At 70.9% G+C, this 26,185-nt stretch carries 21 protein-coding genes; 13 read left to right on the forward strand and 8 right to left on the reverse strand.

The features are described 5' to 3' along the window. The first annotated feature begins 3 nt into the window (after positions 1-3). A complete protein-coding gene (locus O1Q96_RS39205; RefSeq protein ID WP_269252631.1) occupies positions 4-1,692 on the forward strand; it encodes a chitinase in 1,689 nt (562 codons plus the stop codon). A 59-nt stretch (positions 1,693-1,751) separates the two neighbouring features. Here O1Q96_RS39205 and O1Q96_RS39210 read toward each other — a convergent pair whose 3' ends face one another. Next, positions 1,752-3,140 (reverse strand): Nramp family divalent metal transporter, encoded by a 1,389-nt coding sequence (locus O1Q96_RS39210; RefSeq protein WP_269252632.1) that lies wholly within the window; start codon positions 3,138-3,140, stop codon positions 1,752-1,754. A gap of 369 nt (positions 3,141-3,509) precedes the next feature. On the opposite strand from O1Q96_RS39210, the gene O1Q96_RS39215 reads away from it, so the two are divergent. Beyond that, a complete protein-coding gene (locus O1Q96_RS39215) occupies positions 3,510-4,889 on the forward strand; it encodes a M14 family metallopeptidase (RefSeq protein ID WP_269252633.1) in 1,380 nt (459 codons plus the stop codon). Between the two features lie 85 nt (positions 4,890-4,974). On the opposite strand, the gene O1Q96_RS39220 is transcribed toward O1Q96_RS39215, so the two are convergent. The 5 genes from O1Q96_RS39220 to O1Q96_RS39240 form a co-directional block, all read right to left on the reverse strand. Then, positions 4,975-5,700: a hypothetical protein gene (locus O1Q96_RS39220; protein ID WP_269252634.1), complete on the reverse strand. Its 726-nt coding sequence runs from the start codon at positions 5,698-5,700 to the stop codon at positions 4,975-4,977. 93 nt (positions 5,701-5,793) lie between these two features. Continuing rightward, positions 5,794-7,380 (reverse strand): GntP family permease, encoded by a 1,587-nt coding sequence (locus tag O1Q96_RS39225; RefSeq protein ID WP_269252635.1) that lies wholly within the window; start codon positions 7,378-7,380, stop codon positions 5,794-5,796. A gap of 184 nt (positions 7,381-7,564) precedes the next feature. Next, positions 7,565-7,978: a RidA family protein gene (locus O1Q96_RS39230; RefSeq protein WP_269252636.1), complete on the reverse strand. Its 414-nt coding sequence runs from the start codon at positions 7,976-7,978 to the stop codon at positions 7,565-7,567. Next, positions 7,975-8,739, reverse strand: coding sequence for an IclR family transcriptional regulator (locus O1Q96_RS39235; RefSeq protein ID WP_269252637.1), 765 nt, complete (start codon positions 8,737-8,739; stop codon positions 7,975-7,977). The genes O1Q96_RS39230 and O1Q96_RS39235 overlap by 4 nt, the downstream gene beginning before the upstream one ends. Further along, positions 8,736-9,752, reverse strand: coding sequence for a sugar kinase (locus O1Q96_RS39240; protein WP_419587090.1), 1,017 nt, complete (start codon positions 9,750-9,752; stop codon positions 8,736-8,738). The genes O1Q96_RS39235 and O1Q96_RS39240 overlap by 4 nt, the downstream gene beginning before the upstream one ends. Positions 9,753-9,987: 235 nt before the next feature. Between O1Q96_RS39240 and O1Q96_RS39245 the strand changes: the two genes are divergently transcribed. After that, positions 9,988-11,283 (forward strand): amino acid deaminase, encoded by a 1,296-nt coding sequence (locus O1Q96_RS39245; protein WP_269252638.1) that lies wholly within the window; start codon positions 9,988-9,990, stop codon positions 11,281-11,283. 9 nt (positions 11,284-11,292) lie between these two features. Continuing rightward, positions 11,293-12,918, forward strand: coding sequence for an N-acyl-D-amino-acid deacylase family protein (locus tag O1Q96_RS39250; protein WP_269252639.1), 1,626 nt, complete (start codon positions 11,293-11,295; stop codon positions 12,916-12,918). 29 nt (positions 12,919-12,947) lie between these two features. On the opposite strand, the gene O1Q96_RS39255 is transcribed toward O1Q96_RS39250, so the two are convergent. Then, positions 12,948-13,799, reverse strand: a complete 852-nt coding sequence (locus tag O1Q96_RS39255) for a S1 family peptidase (RefSeq protein ID WP_269252640.1) — start codon at positions 13,797-13,799, stop codon at positions 12,948-12,950. Positions 13,800-14,180: 381 nt separating this feature from the next. Here O1Q96_RS39255 and O1Q96_RS39260 point away from each other — a divergent pair, with 381 nt between their 5' ends. The 6 genes from O1Q96_RS39260 (at position 14,181) to O1Q96_RS39285 (ending at position 20,728) form a co-directional block, all read left to right on the forward strand. Beyond that, complete coding sequence (locus O1Q96_RS39260; RefSeq protein ID WP_217454831.1) at positions 14,181-15,392, forward strand: pyridoxal phosphate-dependent aminotransferase; 1,212 nt, start codon at positions 14,181-14,183, stop codon at positions 15,390-15,392. Between the two features lie 180 nt (positions 15,393-15,572). Beyond that, positions 15,573-15,986: an SCO4983 family protein gene (locus tag O1Q96_RS39265; protein WP_269252641.1), complete on the forward strand. Its 414-nt coding sequence runs from the start codon at positions 15,573-15,575 to the stop codon at positions 15,984-15,986. Between the two features lie 305 nt (positions 15,987-16,291). Beyond that, on the forward strand, positions 16,292-17,368 hold the full coding sequence (locus O1Q96_RS39270) for a hypothetical protein (protein WP_269252642.1): 1,077 nt from the start codon (positions 16,292-16,294) through the stop codon (positions 17,366-17,368). A gap of 12 nt (positions 17,369-17,380) precedes the next feature. Beyond that, on the forward strand, positions 17,381-18,556 hold the full coding sequence (locus tag O1Q96_RS39275) for a toxic anion resistance protein (protein ID WP_269252643.1): 1,176 nt from the start codon (positions 17,381-17,383) through the stop codon (positions 18,554-18,556). After that, on the forward strand, positions 18,553-20,142 hold the full coding sequence (locus tag O1Q96_RS39280; protein ID WP_269252644.1) for a substrate-binding and vWA domain-containing protein: 1,590 nt from the start codon (positions 18,553-18,555) through the stop codon (positions 20,140-20,142). The genes O1Q96_RS39275 and O1Q96_RS39280 overlap by 4 nt, the downstream gene beginning before the upstream one ends. After that, entirely contained in the window at positions 20,129-20,728 is a 600-nt protein-coding gene (locus O1Q96_RS39285) for a hypothetical protein (RefSeq protein WP_269252645.1), read from the forward strand. Before O1Q96_RS39280 ends, O1Q96_RS39285 begins: the two co-directional genes overlap by 14 nt. Positions 20,729-20,790: 62 nt before the next feature. Here O1Q96_RS39285 and O1Q96_RS39290 read toward each other — a convergent pair whose 3' ends face one another. Then, positions 20,791-22,620 (reverse strand): phosphoenolpyruvate carboxykinase (GTP), encoded by a 1,830-nt coding sequence (locus tag O1Q96_RS39290; protein WP_269252646.1) that lies wholly within the window; start codon positions 22,618-22,620, stop codon positions 20,791-20,793. 347 nt (positions 22,621-22,967) lie between these two features. On the opposite strand from O1Q96_RS39290, the gene trhA reads away from it, so the two are divergent. From trhA to O1Q96_RS39305, 3 genes are all read left to right on the forward strand, one after another. After that, entirely contained in the window at positions 22,968-23,681 is a 714-nt protein-coding gene (trhA, locus tag O1Q96_RS39295) for a PAQR family membrane homeostasis protein TrhA (protein ID WP_269252647.1), read from the forward strand. 148 nt (positions 23,682-23,829) lie between these two features. After that, a complete protein-coding gene (locus O1Q96_RS39300) occupies positions 23,830-25,485 on the forward strand; it encodes a DHA2 family efflux MFS transporter permease subunit (protein ID WP_269252648.1) in 1,656 nt (551 codons plus the stop codon). Positions 25,486-25,490: 5 nt separating this feature from the next. After that, on the forward strand, positions 25,491-26,120 hold the full coding sequence (locus O1Q96_RS39305; protein ID WP_269252649.1) for a TetR/AcrR family transcriptional regulator: 630 nt from the start codon (positions 25,491-25,493) through the stop codon (positions 26,118-26,120). Positions 26,121-26,185: the final 65 nt, after the last annotated feature.

The raw sequence follows: 26,185 nt of genomic DNA on the forward strand, positions 1-26,185 counted from the left end.
GGCATGCCCGGACGCAGAAGGACATGGGCGGGTGCACTCGCCGCCGTACTCGCCGCGTCCGCCCTCTCCCTGGCCGGCGCCGGCCAGGCCTCGGCCGCGGACGTCAACAACACCAAGAACGCCGGTTACGAGTCCGGGCTCTCCCACTGGACCTGCTCGGCGGGCAGCGGCGCCACCGTCTCCTCGCCCGTGCACGCGGGCGCGGGCGCCCTGAAGGCCACGCCGGCCGGGCAGGACAACGCCCGGTGCAGCCAGACCGTGGCGGTGAGGGCCAACTCGACGTACACGCTGAGCGCGTGGGTGCGGGGCGGGTACGCGTACCTCGGCGCGAGCGGCACGGGTACGACGGACGTGTCGGCCTGGACGCCGGACTCCGCGTCCTGGAAGCAGCTGACGACGTCCTTCACGACGGGCGCGAACACGACGTCCGTGACCGTCTACACGCACGGCTGGTACGGGCAGGCGGCGTACTTCGCCGACGACGTGTCCGTGTTCGGGCCCGACGGGGGCGGAGGCGGCGACCCCGACCCGGTCGTCCCGTCCACGCCGGCCGGTCTGAACGTGGCGTCCACGACCTCCTCGTCCGTCTCCCTCGCCTGGAACACGGTGTCGGGCGCGAGCGGCTACAACGTCTACCGCGGCGGTACGAAGGTCCTCGCGGTGAGCGGCACCTCGGCGACCGTCACCGGCCTGGCCGCCTCCACCTCGTACCCCTTCCAGGTCACCGCGACGAACACGGCGGGTGAGTCCGCGAGGTCGGCGACGGTCACCGGGACGACCAGGGCGTCCTCCGGCGGCGGGGGCACGCTGCCCAAGCACGCGGTGACCGGCTACTGGCAGAACTTCAACAACGGCGCGGCCGTCCAGAAGATCTCCGACGTCCCCTCCCAGTACGACATCATCGCGGTGTCCTTCGCCGACGCCACGGCCACTCCCGGCGCGGTGACCTTCACCCTCGACTCGGCCGGACTCGGCGGCTACACCGTCGACCAGTTCAAGGCGGACGTCCGCGCCAAGCAGGCCGCGGGCAAGAAGGTCATCATCTCCATCGGCGGCGAGCGCGGCACGGTGGCGGTGAACGACTCCGCCTCGGCGGCGAACTTCGCGAACTCCGTCCACTCGCTGATGCAGACGTACGGCTTCGACGGTGTCGACATCGACCTGGAGAACGGCCTCAACGCCACCTACATGACGCAGGCCCTGCGGTCCCTGTCCTCGAAGGCGGGCTCCTCGCTGATCATCACGATGGCCCCGCAGACGATCGACATGCAGTCGACGTCGAACTCCTACTTCCAGACGGCCCTGAACATCAAGGACATCCTCACGGTCGTCAACATGCAGTACTACAACAGCGGTTCGATGCTCGGCTGCGACGGCAAGGTGTACTCGCAGGGCTCGGTGGACTTCCTGACAGCCCTCGCCTGCATCCAGCTGGAGGGCGGCCTCGCCCCGTCCCAGGTGGGCCTCGGCGTCCCCGCGTCGACGCGCGGCGCGGGCAGCGGATACGTCTCCCCGTCGATCGTGAACAACGCCCTGGACTGCCTCGCCAAGGGCACGAACTGCGGCTCGTTCAAGCCGTCGAGGACCTACCCGGACCTGCGCGGCGCGATGACCTGGTCGACGAACTGGGACGCCACCGCGGGCAACGCGTGGTCGAACGCGGTGGGCCCGCACGTGCACGGGCTGCCGTAGGGCGGCGCGTCACCCCGGAGCAGGACCGGCCCCGGTCCCGCTCCGGGGTGGAGGCGGGATCAGAAGAACTCCGACCAGGGCTGGTCCCAGACCTGCTTCACGCACAGGACGACGAAGAGCAGGCCCGCGATCGTCAGCATGGCGTTGCTGAGGAGGCCGTTGCGCCACTCGGCCGGGGTGCGCGAGGAGTTGAGGAGCCAGACCAGGGTGAGGGCGAGGAACGGGAGGAAGGCCGCGCCCAGGACCCCGTACAGGATGATCAGGCGGAAGGGCTGGCCCTGGAAGACCAGGACCATGGGCGGGAAGGTCAGCCACAGCAGGTAGGCACGGAAGGGCCAGGACCTCTCGTGGGTGCCGGACGCCACCTCCTCGCCCGAGGCCGCCCGCTCGCCCGGGGCCGCGTTCCCGCCGCGGCCGTCCTTCGCCTCCGGCGAGGCGGCGGCCCGGCCACGGCGGTAGCGCTCCACGAAGTCCGCGAACATCAGGCTCACGCCGTGCCAGACACCGATGAGCGACGTGAACGACGTGGCGAAGAAGCCGATGAGGAAGAACTTGGCGGTCGCCGTGCCGTACTCGTCCGCCAGGATGTCGCCGAGCTGGATCAGGCCCTTGTCGCCGCTCGCGATGGCGATGTCGGCCGAGTGGAGGATCTCCGCCCCGACGAAGAGCATGGAGATGACGAAGATGCCGGTGGTGGCGTAGGCGACCCGGTTGTCGAACCGCATCACCTTCATCCAGCCGGTGTTCGTCCAGCCCTTCGCGTTGACCCAGTAGCCGTACGCGGCGAGCGTGATCGTGCCGCCGACGCCGCCGATCAGGCCGAGCGTGTTGAGGATCGAGTCCTTCTCGTCGGGCAGGACCGGCAGCAGGCCGGCGAACGCCTCGCCGAGGTTCGGGGTGACGCGGATCGCGAGGTACACCGTGACGACGAACATGACGCCCACCAGGACGGTCATGACCTTCTCGAAGACCGCGTACTTGTTGAACCAGACGAAGACCAGACCGACAAGACCGGTGAGAATAGCCCACCACTTGAGGTCCATGACGTCCGGGAACAGCGCCTGCAGGGGCAGACCCGACGAGGACATGGCCGCCGCCCCGTAGACGAAGCCCCAGACCACGACGTACACGCCGAAGAACCACGAGGTCCAGCGGCCGAGGCTCGCCCAGCCGTCGAAGAGCGTCCGGCCGGTGGACAGGTGCCAGCGGCCCGCCGCCTCGGCGAGGGAGATCTTGACGAGGCAGCCGATGACGGCGGCCCACAGGAGGGTGTAGCCGAAGTTCGAGCCGGCGATGAGCGTGGCGACGAGGTCACCCGCGCCCACACCGGTCGCGGCGACCACGATGCCCGGCCCGATGTACTTCCAACTGGATTTGCGGGGACCCGGGATGCTCTCCCCGGTCCCGTGGCTTCCTGTGGTGTCCGCGTTGCCCGTGGTGTCCGCCATGCCGATCAAGAAAGCGTAAAGACGACCGGGGCACAAGAGGGCGTGCGCCGATCACCACCCGATGTGCACAGCGAGGAGACAGTGCCGGGCGGCACCTCGCCGCGGGTACGCCGAGCAGGGCGGTGTCATGTCCGGCCGCCTCGCGGGCGCGCGCGGGCGACCGGCGCGGTTTCGGTCCGTTCCCGCCACCGGCTTCCGGCCTACCCTTGACCCGAACATGCCAGACCTTCACGATGAGCGCCACAACCCGCACACAGGGTCCCGTCGGCTCTTTCGACGGTCACCCCGGCACGTCGCACCGATCCACCCCCCGCTCCAATCCCCACACTTCCGGTGATCCCGGATTTTCTGGAGAAACTAGGAGAATCAATGCGACTTCGCAGCAGAGGAAGTGGCGGAGCTCCCGCCACGACCGCCTCCCCCGGCAGACGCGGCCGACGCACCGCCGCCCTCGCCACGCTCCTCGCCCTGGCCCTCGCGGCACCCATCGCCGCCACGACCAACGCGAGCGGCGCCCCCGGAGGGGCCCCCGCCTCCGACACGGACACCATCCGTCAGTACGAGATCCACCTGCACGGCAGCTCCTCCGCCACCCGTACGGCCATCGCGCAGACCGGCGTGTCCATAGACGAGGCCGACGAGGAGACCGTCGTCGTCTCGGGCCGCGCGGCCCAGGCGAAGAAGCTGCGCCAACTCGGCTACGAGGTCTCGCCCCTCGGCACCGCCCCGGACCGGTCGAGCGCCGCGGACGTCGGCATCCTCGACTTCCCCTCCGCCGACTCGCGCTATCACAACTACGCCGAGATGAACACGGAGATCAACCAGCGCCTGGCCGCCTACCCGGGCATCATGAGCAAGCGCGTGATCGGGAAGTCGTACCAGGGCCGGGACATCGTCGCCATCAAGATCAGCGACAACGTCGCCACCGACGAGTCCGAGCCCGAGGTCCTGTTCACCCACCACCAGCACGCGCGCGAGCACCTGACCGTGGAGATGGCGCTCTACCTGCTGCGCGAGCTGGGCGCCGGCTACGGCTCGGACTCCCGCGTCACGAACATGGTGAACAACCGCGAGATCTGGATCCTCCCGGACCTCAACCCGGACGGCGGCGAGTACGACATCGCGTCCGGCGCGTACCGCTCGTGGCGCAAGAACCGCCAGCCCAACACCGGCAGTTCGTACGTCGGCACGGACATGAACCGCAACTGGAACTACCGCTGGGGCTGCTGCGGCGGCTCCTCGGGGTCCACGTCCTCCGAGACCTACCGGGGCACGGCGCCCGAGTCGGCGCCCGAGGTCAAGGTCGTCGCCGACTTCGTGCGCAGCCGGGTCGTCGGCGGCAAGCAGCAGATCAGGGCGGGCGTGGACTTCCACACCTACAGCGAGCTGGTGCTGTGGCCCTTCGGCTACACCACGGCCAACACCACGACCGGCATGACGGCCGACGACCGCAACGCCTTCGCCGCGGTCGGCGGCAAGATGGCGGCCAGCAACGGCTACACGCCCGAGCAGTCCAGCGACCTCTACATCACCGACGGTTCGATCGACGACTACCTCTGGGGCAGCCAGAAGATCTTCGGCTACACCTTCGAGATGTATCCGGGGTCCAGTGGCGGGGGCGGCTTCTACCCGCCCGACGAGGTCATCGAGCGGGAGACGTCCCGTAACAGGGACGCGGTGCTCCAGCTGCTGGAGAACGCCGACTGCATGTACCGCTCCATCGGCAAGGAAGCGCAGTACTGCAGTTGATCCGGGTGATCCGAGGAGTGGGGGGAGCCGCGCGGCCGTCCTGGCCGGCCGCGCGGCTCCCCGCGCCCTTCAACGGGGCGCTCTCCTAGGCCTTTTCTGAGCCCTCGGTCTTCTCGGCGCCCTCGGGCTTGTCGCTGTCCTCGGGCTTGTCGGCGGCCTCGGCCTCTTCGGCGTCCTCGAAGTAGGCGTCCAGGACCTCGTCCAGCCGGGTCTCCCACTCCGCGAAGCGTGACCTGGCCGTCGCCTCGATCTCGATCGGGTACCAGCGCCGGTCGGGCGTGTGCACCGTGATGGTGAAACGCTTTCCGAAGCGCGGGGACTCGGTCTCGACGGCGCCGATCTCGTCCCAGCGGAACTCGGCCTCCTGGTCGTCCAGGCGCAGCCGTACGCCGCTGTGGTCGGCGACGATCTTCGCGCGGCGGTCGGAGGCCTCGAAGACGGGTCCTCCGTCCGGCGCGGGTACGGGCTTCTCGCCCGAGGCCTTGTGGGCGTCCTCGGGCTTCTCGCCCGCGCTCTCCGTTCCGGGTTCCTCCTTCGAGGCCGGGCCTTCGGGGGCCGGGTCCTTGGAGACCGAGACCTTGGCGGCGGGGCGCTCACCGGCGGCCGGCTCCTTCGAGGCGGTCTCCTCGGCGGCCGCCGCCGTCCTGGCGTCCGGGTCGGCGTCCTTGGGCTCGGCGTCCTTGGGCTCGGCGTCCTTGGGCTCGGCGTCCTTGGGCTCGGCGGGGCGCGGGCCCGTGATGCCGGGCACGAACGCCGGGTCGACCGCGGCGCCTTGCAGGGGCTGGATGTTGGGTCCTATGCGCTGCTCCACAGCGGGCAGTATGGTCGACGATCCTGTGCCAGGAACAGCCGGGCTCCGCTTCGTCCCGCTATATGAAGACGCCCGGCCGTACGAGGACGCCGGCTAGATGAAGACGCTGAGCGACGCCGCCATCGCGAAGCCCGCCACCGACAGCACCGTCTCCAGGACCGTCCACGACTTGAGGGTGTCGCGTTCGGAGATGCCGAAGTACTTGGCGACGATCCAGAAGCCGCCGTCGTTGACGTGCGAGGCGAAGATCGAGCCGGCCGAGATCGCCATGATGATCAGTGCCAGATGTGCCTGGGAGAGGTCCTGGCCCTCGACGAGCGGGACGACGATTCCGGCGGTGGTGACGATGGCGACCGTCGCCGATCCCTGCGCGACCCGCAGGACGACGGAGATCAGCCAGGCCAGCACGATGACCGGCAGCCCGACGTCGTTGAAGGTGTCGGCGAGCGCGTCGGCGATGCCCGACCCCTTCAGCACTGCGCCGAAGACGCCGCCCGCACCGACGACCAGCAGGATGTTGCCGACCGGCTTGAGGGACGAGGTGGACACCGTCTCCAGGGACTTGCGGGACCAGCCGCGCCGGATGCCCAGCAGGTAGTAGGCCATGAGCAGCGCGATCGTGAGCGCGACGAAGGGGTGCCCGAAGAACTCGATGACCGAGCGCAGGGTCGAGGGGTCCAGCGCGATCGAGGAGAAGGTCGCGGCGAGGATCAGCAGCAGGGGCGTACCGATGATGAGGAAGACGGTGCTCAGGGGAACCGGCTGCTCCGCGGGGTCCTCGTCCGGGGTGTCGGCGAGGGCGACCGGGGCGCTGTCCGGTCCCGAGCCGGATCCCGGGCCCTTGACTCCGGCTCCGGCTCCGGTGGCGGTCGTGGACCGGGCCGCGGCGCGGCGGGCGGCGCGCTCCTCGGCGACGGCGGCCTTCGCCTCGTCCGCCGCTTCGAGCATGTCCTGCGGTACGGGGACGAAGAGGCGCTTGCCGATCCAGGCGGCGTACGCCCAGGCGGCGAGCACGGCCGGGATACCGACGACGATGCCCATCAGGATGACCCAGCCGAGGTCGACCTTGAACAGTCCGGCGGCGGCGACCGGGCCGGGGTGCGGCGGCAGGAAGGCGTGGGTCATCGACAGGCCCGCGAGCAGGGGCATGCAGTAGAGCAGGATCGACTTGCCGGAGCGCTTGGCGGCGGCGTACACGATCGGCGCCAGGACGAAGATGCCGACGTCGAAGAAGACCGGGACGCCGAAGATCAGGCCGGTCAGGCCCATGGCGAGCGGGGCGCGCTTCTCACCGAAGAGGTTGAGCAGGCGGGTCGAGAGGGCTTCCGCGCCGCCCGACACCTCCAGGATCGCGCCGAGCATCGTGCCGAGGCCGATGATGATCGCGACATGGCCGAGGATGCCGCCCATGCCCGACTCGATCATCGAGACGGAGGTCGAGCGCTGGACGGTGCCGAAGAGTTCGGTGACGGAGAGGCCGGCCGAGAGGCCGACGGCTATGGAGACGGCCAGCAGCGCCACGAAGGGCTGGAGTCTGACCTTGATGATCAGGACGAGCAGCAGAACGATGCCGAGGGCCGCGACGGTAAGGAGTCCCGCGGTGCCGTCGAGGAGCAGGAGCAGGCCGCCTGTGTGAGGTGGCGTCTCGGGGGCCGGTGCGGCTGCGAGGAGGGGTGACATGGGGTGGTCCTCTGCTGGAGGGCATGGTGTTTTCGGGCAGGGGGTATCGCCGTACGTCGTGCGGGTTTGTTTGTGGGGGGGCCGGGAGGTGAGGGGGGTGGGGTGGTGCCTGTGGTGGCCGGGTGCGCGTTGTCCGTGGCGGGTCGCGCCGTTCCCCGCGCCCCTTCCGGGGCGCGGGTGGGGCTCAGTTGTCCAGTACCGCCAGTGCGTCGATCTCGACGAGGAGGCCCGCCGGGAGGCCCACGTACACCGTGGTGCGGGCGGCCGGCGGCGCGGTGAGGCCCTGCTCCTCGAAGTACGTGTTGTAGATCGCGTTCATCTCGGCGAAGTGGTCGACGTCCGTGAGGTAGACGCGGATCATCATCGCGTCGTCCCAGGAGGCGCCACCCTCTTCGAGGATGGCCTTGACGTTGGCCAGCGTCTGGAGGGTCTGCTCGCGCAGGGTCGGTCCGGCGGGCGTGGGCGGCTGTCCCTCGACCGCGGGCAGGAAGCCGACCTGGCCCGCGACCTGGAGGATGTTCCCCTTCCTGACGCCGTGCGAGAACCTCGCGGGCGGGGTGGTGTGGGTCTTCGGGGTGAGGGCGGTCTTCTCGGTCATGAACTGGCTTCCTTCGTCGGGGTCCTGCCGGAGTACTCGCCGCTGATGGCGTCGGCCGTACGGCGGACCAGCGGGAGCAGTGTGAGGAGTTCGTCGGCGGTGACGACGACGTTCGGGGCGGAGACGGACATGGCCGCGACGGCCCGTCCGTCGGTGCCGCGGATGGGGGCGGCGACGCAGTTGATGGACTCCTCGTGGCCCCCGAGGTCGGTGGCCCAGCCCTGGTCACGCACCTTGTCCAGCTCCCGCAGGAAGGCGGGCGCGCTGGGCGTCGAACGGGACGTGTACATGGGGTAGTCGAGCTTGTCGGCGAGCGCGCGGCGTTCGGGCTCGGGCAGGTCGGCGAGGAGCAGCTTGGCGACGGCGGCGACCGTGATGGCGACGGGCTTGCCGATCCGCGAGTACATGCGCACCGGGTAGCGGCTGTCGACCTTGTCGATGTAGAGGACCTCGCCGTCCTCGTGCACGGCGAGGTGGACGGTGTGGCCGCACTGCTCGTTGAGGCGTACGAGGTGGGGGTGGGCGATCTCGCGGACGTCCAGGTTCTCCACGGCCTCCTGGGCGAGTGCGAAGAGGCGGGCGCCCAGGCGGTAGCGCTGGTCGGACTGGCGGTAGACCAGGCCGTGTTCGTGGAGTGTGCGCAGGAGGCGCAGGGCGGTGGACTTGTGGACGCCGAGGCGGTCGGCGACCTGGCCGAGGTCTGCGGGGCCCTCCGCGAGGAGCGGCAGGATGCTCAGTGCGCGGTCGACGGTCTGGCTCATGGGGTGGATACCTCCTCCTGGGCCCGGTCTGCGGCTTGCGTCCAGCCGGGGCCGAGTCGAAGTGTCCCCCACGCCTCGTCGTCCAGGGCCGCGAGCCGGTCGGCGTGGTCGCGGGAGGGGGGTGCGGCGAGGTCACCGGGGACGGTGAGCGCGGCGGCGGCCATGAGGTGGCCGTGGCGCAGGCGGTCCCTGACGGGGAGTCCGCGCAGGGTGGCGGAGAGGAATCCGGCGGCGAAGGCGTCACCGGCGCCGACGGCCGCGACGACGTCCACGCGCAGTGCGGGCACGAAGGTGACGACATCGACGACGTCCTCGCCGAAGTCGGCCCGGTCCCGCACCCGCTCGTGGACGACCGCTCCGCCTCTGCCGTGCTTCACGACCAGGACGTCCGGCTCGGGCAGCGCCTCCCGGACGGCGGCCGCTCCGCACAGCCCCCACGCGGCCCGTGCCTCGTCGTCCCCGACGAACACGATGTCGGCGCCGCGCGCGAGGTCCAGCAGGACGCGGGGCCCTTCGGGGGTGTCCCACAGTCCGGGGCGGTGGTTGACGTCGAAGGAGACGAGCGGGCGTCCGGGGCGGCGCGCGGTCAGCTCGCGCAGCAGACGGAGGCAGCCGTCGGAGAGGGCCGCCGTGATGCCGGAGAGGTGCAGGACGCGCCCCGAGCGGAGGGCGGCCTGGTCGACGGTGTCCGTCGCCATGGCCGAGGCCGCCGATCCCGTGCGGTAGTAGGCCACTTCGTGGGCGTCGGTGGCCCGGTCGCCCGCCGTGCGGAAGTAGATGCCGGTGGGGCGGGCGGGGTCGCGCCGTACGGCGGAGGTGTCGACGCCGTACGACGCGATCGTCTCGACCAGGTGGTCGCCGAAGCCGTCGGCGCCGACGCGGCTGACCCACTTCGCGGTGTGGCCGGCGGCAGCGAGGACACACGCCACGTTGGACTCCGCGCCGCCGATCGCCCGCTCGAACGACGGCACGTCGGCCAGGCGGCCCGGGCGGGAGGGGAGGAACGTGACCATGGACTCGCCGAGCGTGACGACCTCCACGGCGGCCACGGCGGCCGGCGGGCGCGTGGGGTCGTGTTCGGTGCCGACGGGCGGTCCGGTGGGGGTCACGATGGTTGAGGCTCCTCGTCGCTGCGGCGGGGGCCGGGCGGATCCGTTGACCCGGCGTTGGCCGAGATGTTAGACAGCGGTAAGCGCGATACGCAATGACTGTTGCAGAGAGTGCAACGGCCCTTATCTGGGAGGCTTCATGGCCGCCGATCCCGTCTCCGCCACCCCCGCGGAGCGTCTCGCCGCGCTCGCGGACGAACGTGTCGACCACCGCTTCAAGGGCCTCCCGCCGGACGCCGACGGGCTGACCGTGGGCGAGCTGGCCGCCCAGCGGCGCAACCTGTTCAGTGGCGGGTTCACCACACCGGTGCTCGCCCTCTCCGCCGAGCGCCTGGAGCACAACCTGCGGCTCATGGAGACGTACGCGGCCCGTCACGGCCTCGTCTTCGCCCCGCACGGCAAGACCTCGATGGCCCCCCAGCTCTTCCAGCGGCAGATCGAGCACGGCGCCTGGGGCATCACGCTCGCCGTGCCCCACCAGGTGCGGGTGGCCCGGGCCTTCGGCGTCCGGCGCGTCTTCCTGGCCAACGAGCTGGTGGACCCGGCCGCCCTCGCCTGGGTCTCCGCGGAGCTCGCCGCCGACCCCGCCTTCCGCTTCGTCTGCTACGTCGACTCCGTGCGCGGCGTCGGGCTGATGGACGCCGCGCTGCGCGGGACGGCCCGCCCGGTGGACGTCGTCGTCGAACTGGCCGCGGGCGACGGCGCCCGGACCGGCGTACGGACGGAGGAGGAGTGCGCGGCGGTCGCGGACGCCGTGGCGGCCGTGGACACCCTGCGGCTGGTGGGCGTCGCGGGGTACGAGGGCGAGGTGCCGGACGCGGACGGGCAGCGGGTGCGCGCGTGGCTGCGCCGGCTGACCGCCCTGGCCGCGGACTTCGACAAGGCGGGCCGCTTCTCCTCGGCCGGGACGGACGAAATCGTGGTGAGCGCGGGCGGCAGCGCCTGGTTCGACGCGGTGGCCGACGTCTTCGCCGAGCTGCCCGAACTGTCGCTGCCCGTCTGCAAGTTGCTGCGCTCGGGGGCGTACGTCTCGCACGACGACGGCCACTACCGCGAGGTGACCCCCTTCACCCGGGTCCCCGAGGAGGGCACCCTGCACCCCGCCTTCCGCCTCTGGGCGCAGGTCGTCTCCCGCCCCTCGCCCGAGCAGGCCTTCGCCAACGCGGGCAAGCGCGACGCGGCGTACGACCTGGACCTGCCGGAGGTCCAGGTGGTCCGGGCGGACTCCGCGTACCGCCCGGCGGACGGCATCACGGTCACCGGGCTCTCCGACCAGCACACCTGGCTCCGGACGCCCGCGGACAGCGGCCTGGAGGTCGGCGACTGGGTGGGCATGGGCCTCTCACACCCCTGCACGTCCTTCGACAAGTGGCAGCTGATCCCGGTGGTGGAGCAGGACGGCACGGTCGTCGACTACATCCGCACCTACTTCTAGGAGCCCGCCATGATGGATCTCGTCATCCGGGACGTGGACGTCGTCGACGGCAGCGGAGGCCCCTCCTACCGCGCCGACGTGGGCATCGAGCGCGGCAGGATCACGACCGTCGTCCAGGAGGCCGCGGCGGCCGGCTGTCTGCGGCCCGTCGCCCGCCGCGTCCTGGACGCCGAGGGCCTCGTCCTGGCGCCGGGCTTCATCGACATGCACGCCCACAGCGACCTCGCCCTGCTGCGGGACCCGGACCACAGCGCCAAGGCCGCGCAGGGCGTCACGCTGGAGGTCGTCGGGCAGGACGGGCTGTCGTACGCGCCGGTGGACGACCGCACGCTCGCGGAGGTCCGCAGGTCGATCACCGGCTGGAACGGCGACGGCGACGACATCGACTTCACCTGGCGCTCGGTCGGCGAGTACCTGGACCGCCTGGACCACGGCTTCGACGGCGAGGGCATCGCCGTGAACGCCGCCTATCTCGTCCCCCAGGGCACGGTGCGCATGCTGGCCGTCGGCTGGGACGACCGCGAGGCGACACCCCGGGAGCTGGACCGGATGCGGCAGCTGGTCGCCGACGGCCTGCGGGAGGGCGCGGTCGGCATGTCGTCGGGGCTCACCTACACACCCGGCATGTACGCCAAGGACGCCGAACTCACCGAACTGTGCAGGGTGGTGGCGCAGTACGGCGGCTACTACTGCCCGCACCACCGCTCGTACGGCGCCGGCGCCCTCGACGCGTACCGGGAGATGGTGGACCTGACACGCGAGGCGGGCTGCCCGCTCCATCTCGCCCACGCCACCATGAACTTCGGCGTGAACAAGGGCCGGGGGCCGGACCTGCTGGCGCTCCTCGACGAGGCGCTCGCCGGCGGGGCGGACATCAGCCTGGACACGTATCCGTACACCCCCGGCTGTACGACACTCGTGGCGATGCTGCCCAGCTGGGCGGGCGAGGGCGGGCCGGAGGCGGTCCTCGCTCGTCTGAGGGACGACGGGACGGCCGAGCGGATCCGCCACCACATGGAGGTCGTCGGCGCGGACGGCTGCCACGGCGTCCCCATCGAATGGGACACCATCGAGATCTCGGGCGTGAGCGACCCGGCGCTCGCGTCGTACGTGGGCCGGACGGTCCGGCAGTCGGCCGACGCGCGCGGCGAGACGCCGTGGACCACCGCCCGCCGCCTGCTCCTCGACGACGGTCTCGGCCCGACGATCCTGCAGCACGTGGGGCACGAGGAGAACGTGCGGGCGATCATGCGGCACCGCGTCCACACCGGCGGCTCCGACGGCATCCTGCGCGGCGCCAAGCCGCACCCGCGCGCCTATGGCACGTTCCCGCAGTATCTCGGCCGGTACGTACGGGAGTTGGGCGTACTGAGCCTGGAGGAGTGCGTCGCCCACCTGACGTCGAGGCCGGCCGCCCGCCTCCGGCTGCCCGACCGCGGTCTGGTCCGCGAGGGCTACCGTGCCGACCTGGTCCTCTTCGACCCGCGGACGGTCGCCGCGGGCTCGACGTTCGACGCTCCCCGTACGCTCCCGACCGGCATCCCGCACGTCCTGATCGACGGCCGTTTCGTCATCGAGGACGGCCGCCGGACGGACGTGCTGGCCGGACGGGCGGTCCGCCGGAGCACCGGCTGACCGCCCGCCGCCCGGGCGCTGCCGAACGGTCACGGCTTGGGCAGGGTGCATCCGCTCGCGTCGAGGTCGAGCTTGCTGTCGAGCCCGAAACAGGCGGGGATCTGGTAGGTCTGCTGCCCGTAGTTGATGCCCGCGCGGACGGTGACGTTGCCGCTCTGGTCGACCTCGCAGGGGTTGTTGTCGGTGCAGCGCCCGCCGTCCTCGTTGCCGGTGTTGTTGACGGCGACGACGTTGCCGGTGGCGTTGTCGATCACGGGTGAGCCCGAGGTGCCGCCGATGGTCCGGCAGGCGGAGGTGTAGCGGACCGAGTCCTTCCAGGTCCAGCTGCCCTCCTTGAGGCGGTGGGCGAAGCCGTCGATGCTGCAGGCGTAGGTGCGCTTCCAGTAGCCGGAGACGACGGTGATGGCCCGGCCGGCCACCGGGTGCGTGTCGTTGAGCGTCAGCGGACTGATGCCGTACGAGCTCCTGATCTGCCCGTACGTGGTGGTGAGCTGGTAGAGCGAGACGTCCGTGTCGGTCATCGTCGCGTACGCGATCTTGCTGGCGCGCAGGGTGGCGACTCTCGTGCCCGCGGAGTTGAGCAGGCCGAAGGTGCGGCTGGAGGGCTGGTCGACGACGACCTCGCCGGGCCCCGGGAAGCCGGACTCCAGGCAGTGGCCGTTCGACATCACCAGCGCCGGGTCGTTGTCCTCCGAGTCCGGCAGGCGCACGACGGAGCCGGAGCAGTTGCTGAGCGAGACGGTGCCGGCGAAGGTGACGGCCTGGACGGCGGCGGGCGCCTTGGTGCCGGTGGAGGTCTCCGTGGCGGCGACCGCCGGTGCTGCCAGGCCCGTCCCTGTGATCATCAGGGCTCCGAGCGCGGCAAGGAGAGGCTTCTTCATGTGGGGGTCCCCTCTTGCGACGTGAGCGACCGGAGGTCTTCCGGCCACTTCCCGTTTTTGTCATGCGCATTCTGAAGGGACGAGATCCGGCGGACAAGGAGCCGAATCAAGCCGCCCGCCGAACCGGGAACCCGCCAGGCGGTACACGCTCGGCGGACCGGGGGTCCCGCACTTCCCTGACGTCGCCGCGCACACGGCGTATTCACGCCTCGCCCGGCCCCCGCCACGAAATCCCCGGCCACCACGCCGAGTTGCGGGGACGGACACGGACGACAGGAGGGGCGTGCCCGGCAGCCGGGGGCGGATATCACCCGGATCACCCCGTCTCACGTGGTGGGAAACACGCCGCGGGAAGCGTTACCCGGCCGTAAGCTCACGGGCATGCAGGTGATCCAGTCGACCAAGCTCGCCAACGTCTGTTACGAGATCCGGGGCCCGGTGCTCGAGGAGGCGATGCGGCTGGAAGCGGCGGGCCACCGGATCCTCAAGCTGAACACCGGGAATCCGGCCGCGTTCGGCTTCGAGTGCCCGCCGGAGATCCTGGAGGACATCCTCCGCAACGTCTCGTCGGCGCACGGCTACGGAGACGCGAAGGGCCTCCTCGCGGCGCGCCGGGCCGTGGTCATGCACAACCAGACCCTCGGCATCGAGACGGACGTCGAGCACGTCTTCATCGGCAACGGCGTGTCCGAGCTGATCGTGATGGCCATGCAGGGCCTGCTGGACGACGGCGACGAGGTGCTCGTACCGGCGCCGGACTACCCGCTGTGGACCGCCGCCGTCTCGCTCTCCGGCGGCACGGCCGTGCACTACCGCTGCGACGAGCAGTCCGACTGGATGCCCGATCTCGCCGACGTGGAGCGGAAGGTCACCGACCGCACCAAGGCGATCGTGATCATCAACCCGAACAACCCGACGGGCGCGGTCTACGACGAGGCGATGCTGCGGGGACTCACCGACATCGCCCGCCGCCACAACCTGCTGGTCTGCTCCGACGAGATCTACGACAAGATCCTCTACGACGAGGTCACGCACACGCCGACCGCCAAGGTCGCCCCGGACCTGCTGACGCTCACCTTCAACGGGATGTCGAAGGCGTACCGCGTGGCGGGGTACCGGGTGGGCTGGATGTCGATCTCGGGGCCCCGGGCGCACGCCGACTCCTACATCGAGGGGCTGACGGTCCTCGCGAACATGCGGCTGTGCGCGAACATGCCCGGCCAGCACGGCGTGGTCGCCGCCCTCAGCGGCCGGCAGACGATCAACGACCTCGTCCTCCCCGGCGGGCGGCTGCGCGAGCAGCGGGACGTGGCGCACAAGCTGCTGACCCAGATCCCGGGCGTGACCTGCGTGAAGCCGAAGGGGGCGCTCTACCTCTTCCCCCGCCTCGACCCGAAGGTCTTCAAGATCAAGGACGACCGGCGGATGGTGCTGGACCTGCTGCGCACCGAGAAGATCATGGTTGTGCAGGGGACGGGGTTCAACTGGCCGGAACCGGACCACTTCCGGGTCGTCACCCTGCCCACGGCCCGGGACCTGACGGACGCGGTGACGCGGATCGGGAACTTCCTGGACGGGTACGGGCAGCGCTGACGCCCGACCGCACCCCCCTGCCCGACCGCACCCCGTGCCGCCCGACCGCACCCCCTGCCGCCCTGCCGGGCGGCGCGGTCACCCTTCGCGATCGGCCGACCCCTTTTCCCGAACCTGCTCAACTTTAGACGAGATCTAAGCTAGGATGGCGTCCTGTCAGAGCACAGGAGGCCATCTCCCATGTACGAACCGATCCGCACCAAGTCGGTCCACACGGTGGCCGGCACCGCCGACTTCCCCCACCGGTCGCGCGAGGAGGAGCTGGACATCCAGCTCGCCGGTCACCTGGCGGCGCTGCTCGCGGTCACGGACGAGCTCCGTGAGCTCGAACCGTCCGCCGAGCTCGACACCGCCGCGGAGCGGCTGACCGAGCGGGTGACCCACCTGCGCGGAGGCCGCCCGCCCCTCCGTGCGGCCGTCACCGCCGGCCGCGAACCGCGTCCTGCCGCGCGCCACCGGCGGGCCCACGCGCTCGCCGGCCGCGCCCTCGTCGTCGCCGCGTCCCGCGCGGACACGGCGTCCGCGATCCTCGCCGCCGAGCGCATGGACGCGCACGCGGCGGCCACCGGGACACCCACCCTCACCTCCCGCTGAGCCCCCGGGCTCCCGGAGCCTGCGGGCCCCCCGATCGGCCCCGGTCCGCGCGCACCCGCAGCGACGCGCGGACCGGGCGCCACGCATTCCGCCGGAAGCGGTGACGAACCCGCCGACCGGCGTGACCGATCACCCCCACGCGGGCGGAGCCGCACAGGTCACGGCCCCACGCGCCCCAGGGCCGCCCGGTCAGGAGCGGCCCGCCACCGGAGACCGCCACTCCGGTTGCGTACTGGGATCGGGTCGTCACCCCCTGTTCATCCGGAACGGCGAGGAACGTTGGATTCCGGGAGCACTCTCCGGGTGTGAGACGAATAGTCGCCATCGTCCTGGCGGTGTTCCTGATCGGCGGAGTGGCAGCAGCCGTCGTAGTGGGCCGCGAAGAACAGGGCAGGAGCACGGCAACGAAGACCGTGCGAGCAGTGATCGGATCGGAGAAGGCGGAGTTCTTCGCCGACCCGGATGTGGTGAAGGCCCTGGCTGCCAGGGGCTACACCGTGGAGACGGAGACCTCCGGGTCCTGGGCCATGGAGGGACTCGACCTCAAGGGGTACGACTTCGCTTTCCCCTCCAGCCAGGCACCCGCCGGGGAACTGGCCTCGAAGTACCACGTACGGCAGCCCCTGCCGCGCCCCTTCTACTCGCCCCTCGTGGTCGTGGCACACCGGAGCGCCGCCGGGGTGCTGGCCCGCAACGGCCTCGCGACCCTGGGGAAGAAGGGCAACGGCACCCTCAGGATGGGCGCCTTCCTCAAGGCGGCCGAGGCCGACCGGACCTGGCAGCAGCTCGAGGGAGCCGACCGCTACGGGGAGTTGAGCGGCACGCTGTTCATCTCCACCACCGACCCGGCCAGTTCGAACTCGGGCGCGCTCTACCTCGCCGCGGCCTCGTACGTCGCCGACGGCGGCCGGGTCGCCGACTCGGAGGCCGCCGTCGCCCGCACGGCACCCCTGATGCGCAAGCTGATCAGTGTCCAGGGCGCCCAGCAGACCAGCACGGACGCGGCGTTCAGGGACTTCGTGAGCGGAGTGGGGAACCCTCTCGTCCTCGTGTACGAGTCCCAGGTCGCCGCGCTCCTCACCCAGGGCCGGGGCGTCGGCGACCTGACGGTCCTCTACCCGGACACCACCGCGAACAGCGACCACACCGTCGTCCCCCTCACGGACGAGGGCCGGGCCGTCGGTGAACTCCTCGGCACCGACAAGGAGTTGCGCGGGCTCGCGGTCCGGCACGGGTTCAGGCCACAGGGCGCGGCCGTCGAGTTCACGACGGCCACCGACGCCCACTCCACGTATCTCAACCAGACGCTGACCGGCGTCCGGCAGGCGCCCGTGCCCGCATCCAAGGTGCTGCACGAGATGGCGCACCGGGCGAAGGGCTAGGGGGAACCGCACATGAGCGACACCGAAGACACCTTTGTCCTGACGCCTCCGGAGGCGGTCGGGGCCGTACCGAAGGAGAAGGCCGGCGGACTCGTGCCGGTCGACGAGTCGGTCCGCACCGACATGGCCCGCAGAGCCGCCGAGTACGTCGACGGGATCGCCGCGCTCGACGCCCGCTCCCCCGAGTTCGCCGGGCGGATCGGGGAGATCGTGGCCCTCGGCTCCGGTGAGATGCGCGGCGCGGCCGCCCAGTCGAACCGCATGCTGGACCGCACGATCCGCAGCCTGCCCGCCAACGGCGAGGACGCCCAGTCACGTGTCTCGTCCTCACTGGTCGAACTGCGGCGCACCGTCGAGGACCTGGACCCGCGCGACGTGCCCGGCGGGAAGGCCCGCAAGCTGCTGTCCCGGCTGCCGGGCGGCAACAGGCTCCGCGACCACGTCGCCAAGTACGCCTCCGCACAGGGCACGTTGAACAGGATCGTGGGCTCACTGCGCGGCGGCCAGGACGAACTGCGCCGCGACAACGCCGCGTTGCAGACCGAGCGTGTCCGCCTGTGGGACTCGATGGGCAAGCTCCAGGAGTACGTCGTCCTGACGGAGGCCCTGGACGCGGCCGTCGAGCGGCACATCGCCGGCGCGGAGGCGGTGGATCCCGCCCAGGCGGACACCCTGCGCGCCGACGTCCTGTTCCCCGTGCGGCAGAAGCACCAGGACCTGCTGACCCAGCTCGCGGTGTGCGCGCAGGGCTACCTGGCGATGGACGTGGTCCGCCGCAACAACGAGGAGCTGATCAAGGGCGTCGACCGCGCCGCCACCACGACGGTCTCCGCGCTGCGCATCTCCGTGATGCTCGCCTCCGCCCTCGACAACCAGCGCAAGGTGGTCGAGCAGGTCAACGCCCTGCGGGGCACGACGGAGGACCTCATCCGCGGCAACGCGGAGATGCTCGCCACGCAGTCCGGCGAGATCCAGCGCATCGCCGCCGACCCGGCCGTCGGCGCGGAGACGCTCCGCTCGGCCTTCCAGCAGATCTACCGGACCCTCGACACCATCGACACGTACAAGGCCCGGGCCACCGAGTCCATGGCCGCGACGGTGGAGTCGCTGACCTCCGAACTCCAGCACGCGAGCGCGTACCTGGAGCGGTCGAGGTCGAAGGGCGCGTTGGAAGGGGGTCTCACATGAGAGTTCACCCCGCTCGCTCCGGCCACCCCGTTCACCCGGTTCATCCCGGAGTACGGCGTACGGCTCTCGGCGCGGTCCTGCTGCTCGCGGTGGCCGCGTGCACGGCTCCCGGGAAGGACACCACCGGGCCCGCGCCGCACGAACCCGGCACCCTCCGCGTCCTCGCCTCCAGTGAACTGGCGGACATGAAGGGCATTCTGGAGCAGGTCCGCGAGGACACCGGCATCACGGTCCGCCCCACCTACATGGGCACCCTCGACGCCGTCGGCCTCCTCGCGAAGGGCCGGACCGAGGGCACGTACGACGCGGTCTGGCTCTCCTCCAACGACTACCTGCGGCTGGATCCGGCCGCCGCGAAGCGGGTCGTGTCCCAGACCCCGGTCATGTCCAGCCCGCTGGCCGTCGGGGTGAAGGACGCCACCGTGCGGAAGCTCGGCTGGCAGCCAAAGGACGTCACCTGGGCCGACGTCGAGAAGGCGGTGAAGGACGGCGGGCTGACCTACGGGATGACCGATCCCGCGCGCTCCAACTCCGGTTTCTCCACGCTCGTTTCGGTGGCCTCGGGTCTCTCCGGCGCCCAGTCCGCGCTCACGGACGCCGACGTGCGGCAGGCGGCGCCGAGGCTGCGGGAGTTCTTCGGGGGCCAGCGGCTGACGTCCGGCTCCTCGGGCTGGCTGGCGGCGGCGTACGACCGGCGCGGTGACGTCGACGCCCTGCTCAACTACGAGTCGGTGCTGCAGTCGAAGAAGGGCCTGACGGTGATCCGGCCACGCGACGGAGTCGTCACCGCCGACTACCCGATCTCCTCGCTGGCGTCCACGAGCCGGGAGGTCCGCGAGGACGTCCGGCGCCTCGCCGAGGCCCTGCGCACCCCGGCGACCCAGCGGCTGATCACCGAACGCACCCTCCGCCGCCCCGTCGTGCCCTCCGTGCCGCCCGCGGCAGGCCTGGACACCACCCGGCGCCGCGAACTCCCCTTCCCGGGCAGCCGTTCGGTCGCCGACGGGCTGCTCGACTCGTACGAGAACAAGCTGCGCCGGCCCTCCCGGACGGTGTACGTCCTCGACACCTCGGGTTCGATGGGCGACGAAGGCCGGCTCGACCGGCTGAAGAAGGCGCTCACCGGTCTCACCGGCGACTTCCGCGAGCGTGAGGAGGTGACGCTGATGCCGTTCGGCTCGGCGGTCAAGAGCGTACGCACGCATGTGGTGCGGCCCGGGAACCCGCGGGCGGGCCTGGACGCGATCCGCCGGGACACCGAGGAGCTCACCGCCGAGGGCGACACGGCGATCTACACGTCGCTCGAGAAGGCGTACGAGCACCTCGGGGCCGACGACGACACGTTCACGTCGATCGTGCTGATGACGGACGGCGAGAACACGGCGGGCGCCGGCCCGGCCGAGTTCGACGGCTTCTACCGCCGGCTGGCCGAGGACGAGCGGCGGATCCCCGTCTTCCCGATCCTCTTCGGCGACTCCGACCGCGGCGAGCTGGAACACATCGCCGACCTGACCGGCGGCCGCCTCTTCGACGCCCGGAAGGGCTCGCTCGACGGCGCCTTCGAGGAGATCCGTGGCTACCAATAGGTTTCTGGGCTACCTGGAGTCCCGCAAGAACATCACCGGGAGCGCCTGCGGGGTCGTCGGCCTCGCGCTGACCTTCGCGGGAGTCGCGGGGCCGTACTGGCCGGTCGTCGTCGCGGGGCTGTACGGCGCGGGCGCGCTGGTCGCCCCGCCGGAGCGGCCGCCGCTGCCGGACTTCCCCGATCCGTCCGCCCAGCTGGACGAGGTGCGGGGCGACTTCGTGAAGCTGCGGGCCTACCTGGCGGACGTCGAGCTGCCGCCCGCCGCAGCCGGGCGGCTGACCGAACTGACCGAACTGCTCGGCGCGCTGCTCGATCCCGGCTGGGTCGCCGAGATCCTCGCCCGGGACGCGGAGGGTGTGCACGCGCTGTCGCGGGCCGTGCGGCTCGATGTTCCGGAGGCCGTCGACACGTTCGTACGGACGCGGTGGTGGGCTCGGCTGACGCCCGGTACGGAGGCGCCCGAGCGGCATCTCGATCGGCAGCTCGGACTGTTGCACGACGAACTGACGTCGTTGGCGTCGAACCTCCGCGAGACGGAGGCGCGACGCCAGGAGTCCCACACACGGTATCTGGAGGACCGGGCGTGACCCCCCGGTCCTCGGACGCCGGACGGGCGCTGGTTCATCAGCCCGTCCGGCGTGTGCGGAGGTCAGCCCAGGCGCTTGACCAGCGCCCGGTACTCGTCCCACAGCTCGACCGGCGTGTGGTCGCCGAACGTGTTCAGGTGGTCCGGCACCAGCGCCGCCTCCTCCCGCCACACCTCCTTGTCGACCGTGAGCAGGAAGTCGAGGTCGGACGAGGAGAGTTCGAGACCCTCCGTGTCCAGGGCCCCCTTGGCCGGCAGGATGCCGATCGGGGTCTCGACGCCCTCGGCCCTACCGTCGAGCCGGTCCACGATCCACTTCAGGACGCGGCTGTTCTCACCGAAGCCGGGCCACACGAACTTGCCCTCGTCGTTCTTGCGGAACCAGTTGACGTAGTAGATCTTCGGGAGCTTCGCCTGGTCCCTGCCCTTGGCGACGTCGACCCAGTGACCCATGTAGTCGCCCATGTTGTAGCCGCAGAACGGCAGCATGGCGAACGGGTCGCGGCGCAGCTCACCGACCTTGCCCTCGGCCGCGGCGGTCTTCTCGGAGGCGACGTTCGCGCCGAGGAAGACACCGTGGTTCCAGTCGAAGGACTCGGTGACCAGCGGCACCGCCGTGGCGCGGCGGCCACCGAAGAGGATCGCCGAGATCGGCACGCCCTTCGGGTCCTCCCACTCGGGCGCGATGATCGGGCACTGCGCGGCGGGCACGGTGAACCGGGCGTTGGGGTGAGCGGCGGGGACGCCCGACTCGGGGGTCCAGTCGTTGCCCTTCCAGTCCGTCAGGTGGGCCGGGGTCTCCTCCGTCATGCCCTCCCACCAGATGTCGTTGTCGTCGGTGAGCGCGACGTTCGTGAAGACGGAGTTGCCCCACAGCGTCTTCATCGCGTTGGCGTTCGTGTGCTCACCGGTGCCGGGCGCGACACCGAAGAAGCCGGCCTCGGGGTTGATGGCGTACAGACGGCCGTCCTCGCCGAAGCGCATCCAGGCGATGTCGTCGCCGATGGTCTCGACGGTCCAGCCGCGGACCGTCGGCTCCAGCATCGCGAGGTTGGTCTTGCCGCAGGCGCTCGGGAAGGCGGCGGCCACGTACTTCGACTCACCCTGCGGGGGCGTGAGCTTGAGGATCAGCATGTGCTCGGCGAGCCAGCCCTCGTCCCGGGCCATCACGGAGGCGATGCGCAGCGCGTAGCACTTCTTGCCGAGCAGCGCGTTGCCGCCGTAGCCGGAGCCGTACGACCAGATCTCGCGGGTCTCCGGGAAGTGGGAGATGTACTTCGTGGAGTTGCAGGGCCACGGCACGTCGGCCTCGCCCTCGGCCAGCGGCGCCCCGAGCGTGTGCACAGCACGCACGAAGAAGCCGTCGGAGCCGAGCTCGTCCAGGACCGGCTGACCCATCCGGGTCATGGTGCGCATGGAGACCGCGACGTACGCGGAGTCGGTGATCTCGACGCCGATGGCGGAGAGGTCGGAGCCGAGCGGGCCCATGCAGAACGGGACGACGTACATCGTCCGGCCCTTCATCGAGCCGCGGAAGACGCCCTGCTCGCCGCTGAAGATCTCCCGCATCTCGGCGGGGTCCTTCCAGTGGTTGGTCGGGCCCGCGTCCTCCTCCTTCTCGGAGCAGATGAACGTCCGGTCCTCGACCCGTGCGACATCGGTCGGGTCGGAGGCCGCGTAGTACGAGTTGGGGCGCTTGATCGGGTCGAGCTTCCTGAAGGTGCCCTTGCGGACGAGCTCCTCGCTCAGCCGCTCGTACTCGGCTTCTGAGCCGTCGCACCAGACCACGCTGTCCGGCTGGGTCAGTTCGGCGATCTCGTTGACCCACGAGACCAGTTCCTGATGGTTGGTGGGGACGCCGGTGGAAGTGGGAGCCGCGATGTCGCGCGCCACGATCGCTCCTAGATGAGGGGTTTTTGTTTTTTGTGCCCCGTGGGGGCCGCGACCCGGATGCTTCACGTAACCGATCCTTACCGATCTTTCCGGTACGTATCGATCTTCCTGGCGCTCATCCGGTGCCGACCGCACTCATTTGATCATCCGACGGGCCCGCGCATATGTCCAGAGGGCCTCACACCTGAGCAGCGTGAGCATCGCCACTTATTGCCGGCCGTTTACGAAAGGGCGGTTCCGGCCCGCCCGTCACGCGGCCCGGCACCCGGTGAGACACCCGCCACTCGGCGCCCCTCGTACCGGCCGACCGATATGTAACCTACGGTTCCGTAGGTACGATGGACGGCATGACTGCGCCCATCTCCGACGCCTCCACGGACACGCCGGTCGTCGACCGCGTCGCCGAAGCGCTCTCCCTGCCGCACCCCGTCAAGCCGAGACTGCGCGGCTGGCTGCACGCCGGAATGTTCCCGGCGGTCCTCGTCTCCGGCCTGGTGCTCACCGCACTCGCCGACTCGACCCGCGCCCGCGCCGCCTGCGCGGTGTTCGTCCTCACGGCCTGCCTGCTGTTCGGCGTCAGCGCGATCTACCACCGCGGCACCTGGAGTCCGCGGATGGACGGTGTGCTGCGCAGGCTCGATCACGCGAACATCTTTCTCATCATCGCGGGCTCCTACACACCGCTGACGATGCTGCTGCTCCCGGAGAGCAAGGGCCGCTGGCTGCTCTGGGGCATCTGGAGCGCGGCGATCGCGGGCATCGCCTTCCGCGTCTTCTGGATCGGCGCCCCGCGCTGGCTCTACACCCCCTGCTACATCGCGATGGGCTGGGCGGCCGTCTTCTTCCTCCCCGACTTCATGCGGGCCGGCGGCGTCGCCGTCCTGGTGCTCGTGATCGCGGGCGGGCTCCTCTACAGCGCGGGAGGCATCATCTACGCGCTCCAGCGGCCGAATCCGTCACCGCGCTGGTTCGGCTTCCACGAGGTCTTCCACTCGCTGACCCTCGCGGCGTTCATCGCGCACTACATCGGCATCTCGATGGTGGCCTACCAGTACGGATAGCCACGGACGGCCACGGCCGCCCTGCGACGAGAGGGCCCCACCGCAGCACGCGGCGGGGCCCTTTCGCATGCCCGGTCCGCCACTTCCCTCGGGACATCCCCGTCCTATTCATTGACAGACACTATCTTTTGATAGTTACTTTCATTTTATGGTTACTGTCACCACGCAGGCCGGGGCGCGCCTCGACCCCCGTCGCTGGTGGGCGCTCGGCGCCCTGGTCGCGAGCATGCTCGTGCTCGGTTTCGACATGACGATCCTCAACGTCGCGCTGCCGACGATGGCCGATCAGCTGGGGGCGAGCAGCGGTCAGCTCCAGTGGATCGTCGACTCCTACATCGTCGTGTTCGCGGCCCTGATGCTGCCCGCGGGACTGCTCGGCGACCGCTTCGGCCGGCGCAGGATGCTGATCGCCGGGCTCCTCGTGTTCCTCGCCGGAGCCCTGTTCGGCACCCTTGCCGACAGCCCCGCTCTCGTCATCGCCGCGCGCACCGTCATGGGTGTGGGCGCCGCGCTGGTCATCCCGCTGGGACTGTCCGTCCTGCCCTCGATGTTCGGGCCGGCGGAGCGCGGCAGAGCCGTCGCCGCCGTCACCGCCTCCATGGCCGCCGGCATGCCGCTCGGGCCGCTCGTCGGAGGACTGCTCCTCGACCACTACTGGTGGGGCTCGATCTTCCTGATCAACATCCCGATGGTGGCCCTCGGCGTCACCGCCTGCCTCTTCCTGCTGCCCGAGTCCCGCGATCCCGCCTCGCCCCGGGTCGACGTGCTGTCGACCGCCTTCAGCGCACTGGGACTCGGCGCGCTGGTCCTCGCCATCATCGAGACGCCGGAGCACGGCCGGGGCAGCGCTCTCGTCATCGGCTCGTTCACCGCTTCCGCGGTGCTGCTCGCCGCCCTGGTCCTGCGGGAGCGTCGCGCCTCGCGGCCCATGCTCGACCTGACGCTGCTCTCGAACCGCGGCTTCCTGTGCAACGGCCTGGCCGCGACACTCGGCACGTTCGTCTTCGCGGGACTGCTGTTCATGGTGCCGGCGTATCTGCAGGAGGTCGGCGGCAACGACGCGTTCGGCACCGGCCTGCGACTGCTGCCGTTGATGGCGGGACTGATGGTCTCCGCGCGGGCGAGCACGGCGCTGGTGCGACGCCTGGGACCGCGCCCGGTGGTGACCGCCGGCCTGACGGTGCTGTGCTTCGCCGCCCTCCTGGGCGCGCGCACGGAACCCGGCAGCGGTTACGCGTTCACCGCGCTGTGGCTGACGATCGCCGGGCTGGGCTTCGGCCTCGCGATGGTGCCCGCGATGGACGCGGCACTCGGCGGGATCCCGGCGGACCGCGCGGGCAGCGGCTCCGGGCTGCTCATGACGCTGCGCCAGGTGGGCGCGGCGATCGGCATCGCGCTGCTCGGCAGCCTCCTCGCCGGTGCCTACGACGACCGGCTCGACACCACCGGCCTGCCCGCGCGGGCCGCCGAGGCGGCGGGCGACTCCCTGACCGGCGCGCACCTGGTCGCCGAGCGGCTCGGGCTGCCACGCCTCGCCGACTCCGCCGACGCCGCGTACGTGGACGGCATGGGCGCGGTCCTGACGGTCTGCGGTGTCGCGGCGCTCGTGACCGCGCTGCTGACGGCGGCTCTGCTGCCGAACGTACGGCCCGCCGGGCCCGACGGCGAACCACCTGCCGTGACCGGGCCGGGTGACGGCCCGACGGCGGACCCGGTCCCCGCCGAGCCGACGCTCCCGGACCAGGTGCTCCCGGACCGGGCAAGGACGGATGTGGCCGGCCCCGGCCTCCGTGACCGACAATGAACGGTATGACCACGGCACGTACCCCCGCCGCGCCGCAGGCCCGGATGAGCCTGCGGGAGCGGAAGAAACTGAAGACGCGCACGGCCATCAGGGACGCCACCTACGCGCTGATCGCGGAGCAGGGGTACGACGCGACGACCGTCGAGCAGATCGCGGAGCGCGCGGAGGTCTCACCGAGCACCGTCTTCCGCTACTTCCCGGCCAAGGAGGACATCGTCCTCACGGACGAGTACGACCCCCTGATCGAGGACCTGCTGCGGGAACGCCCGGCGCAGGAGAGCGTGCTGGACTCGCTGCGGTTCGCGATCCGGCAGGGACTGGCCATGGCGGTCGCCGACCGTCCGGACTTCGTGGAACGGGAGATGAAACCGCGCATCATGCTGATGGCGCGGGTGCCCGCCGTGCGGACCCGGGCCATGGAGAGCATGTCCGTCACGGGCCGCCTGATGTGCCGGGCGATGGCGGAGCGCACGGGGAGGGAGGCGGACGACCTGGAGGTACGGGTCTACGCGATGGGGCTGATGGGCGCACTCCTCGAAACCGCCATCTACTGGGCCGAGCGCGACTGCCGAGGTGACCTGCTGGACCTGGTCGACCGCACCCTCGCCACCTTCAAGGACCTCCCGAAGTGCTGATCGCGGACACACCGCGGCGGCGAAAAGCACCGGCCGGCCGCCCGGTCCGCATGGCATCCTGACCC

The organism is Streptomyces aurantiacus (assembly GCF_027107535.1).
GTDB lineage: Bacteria > Actinomycetota > Actinomycetes > Streptomycetales > Streptomycetaceae > Streptomyces.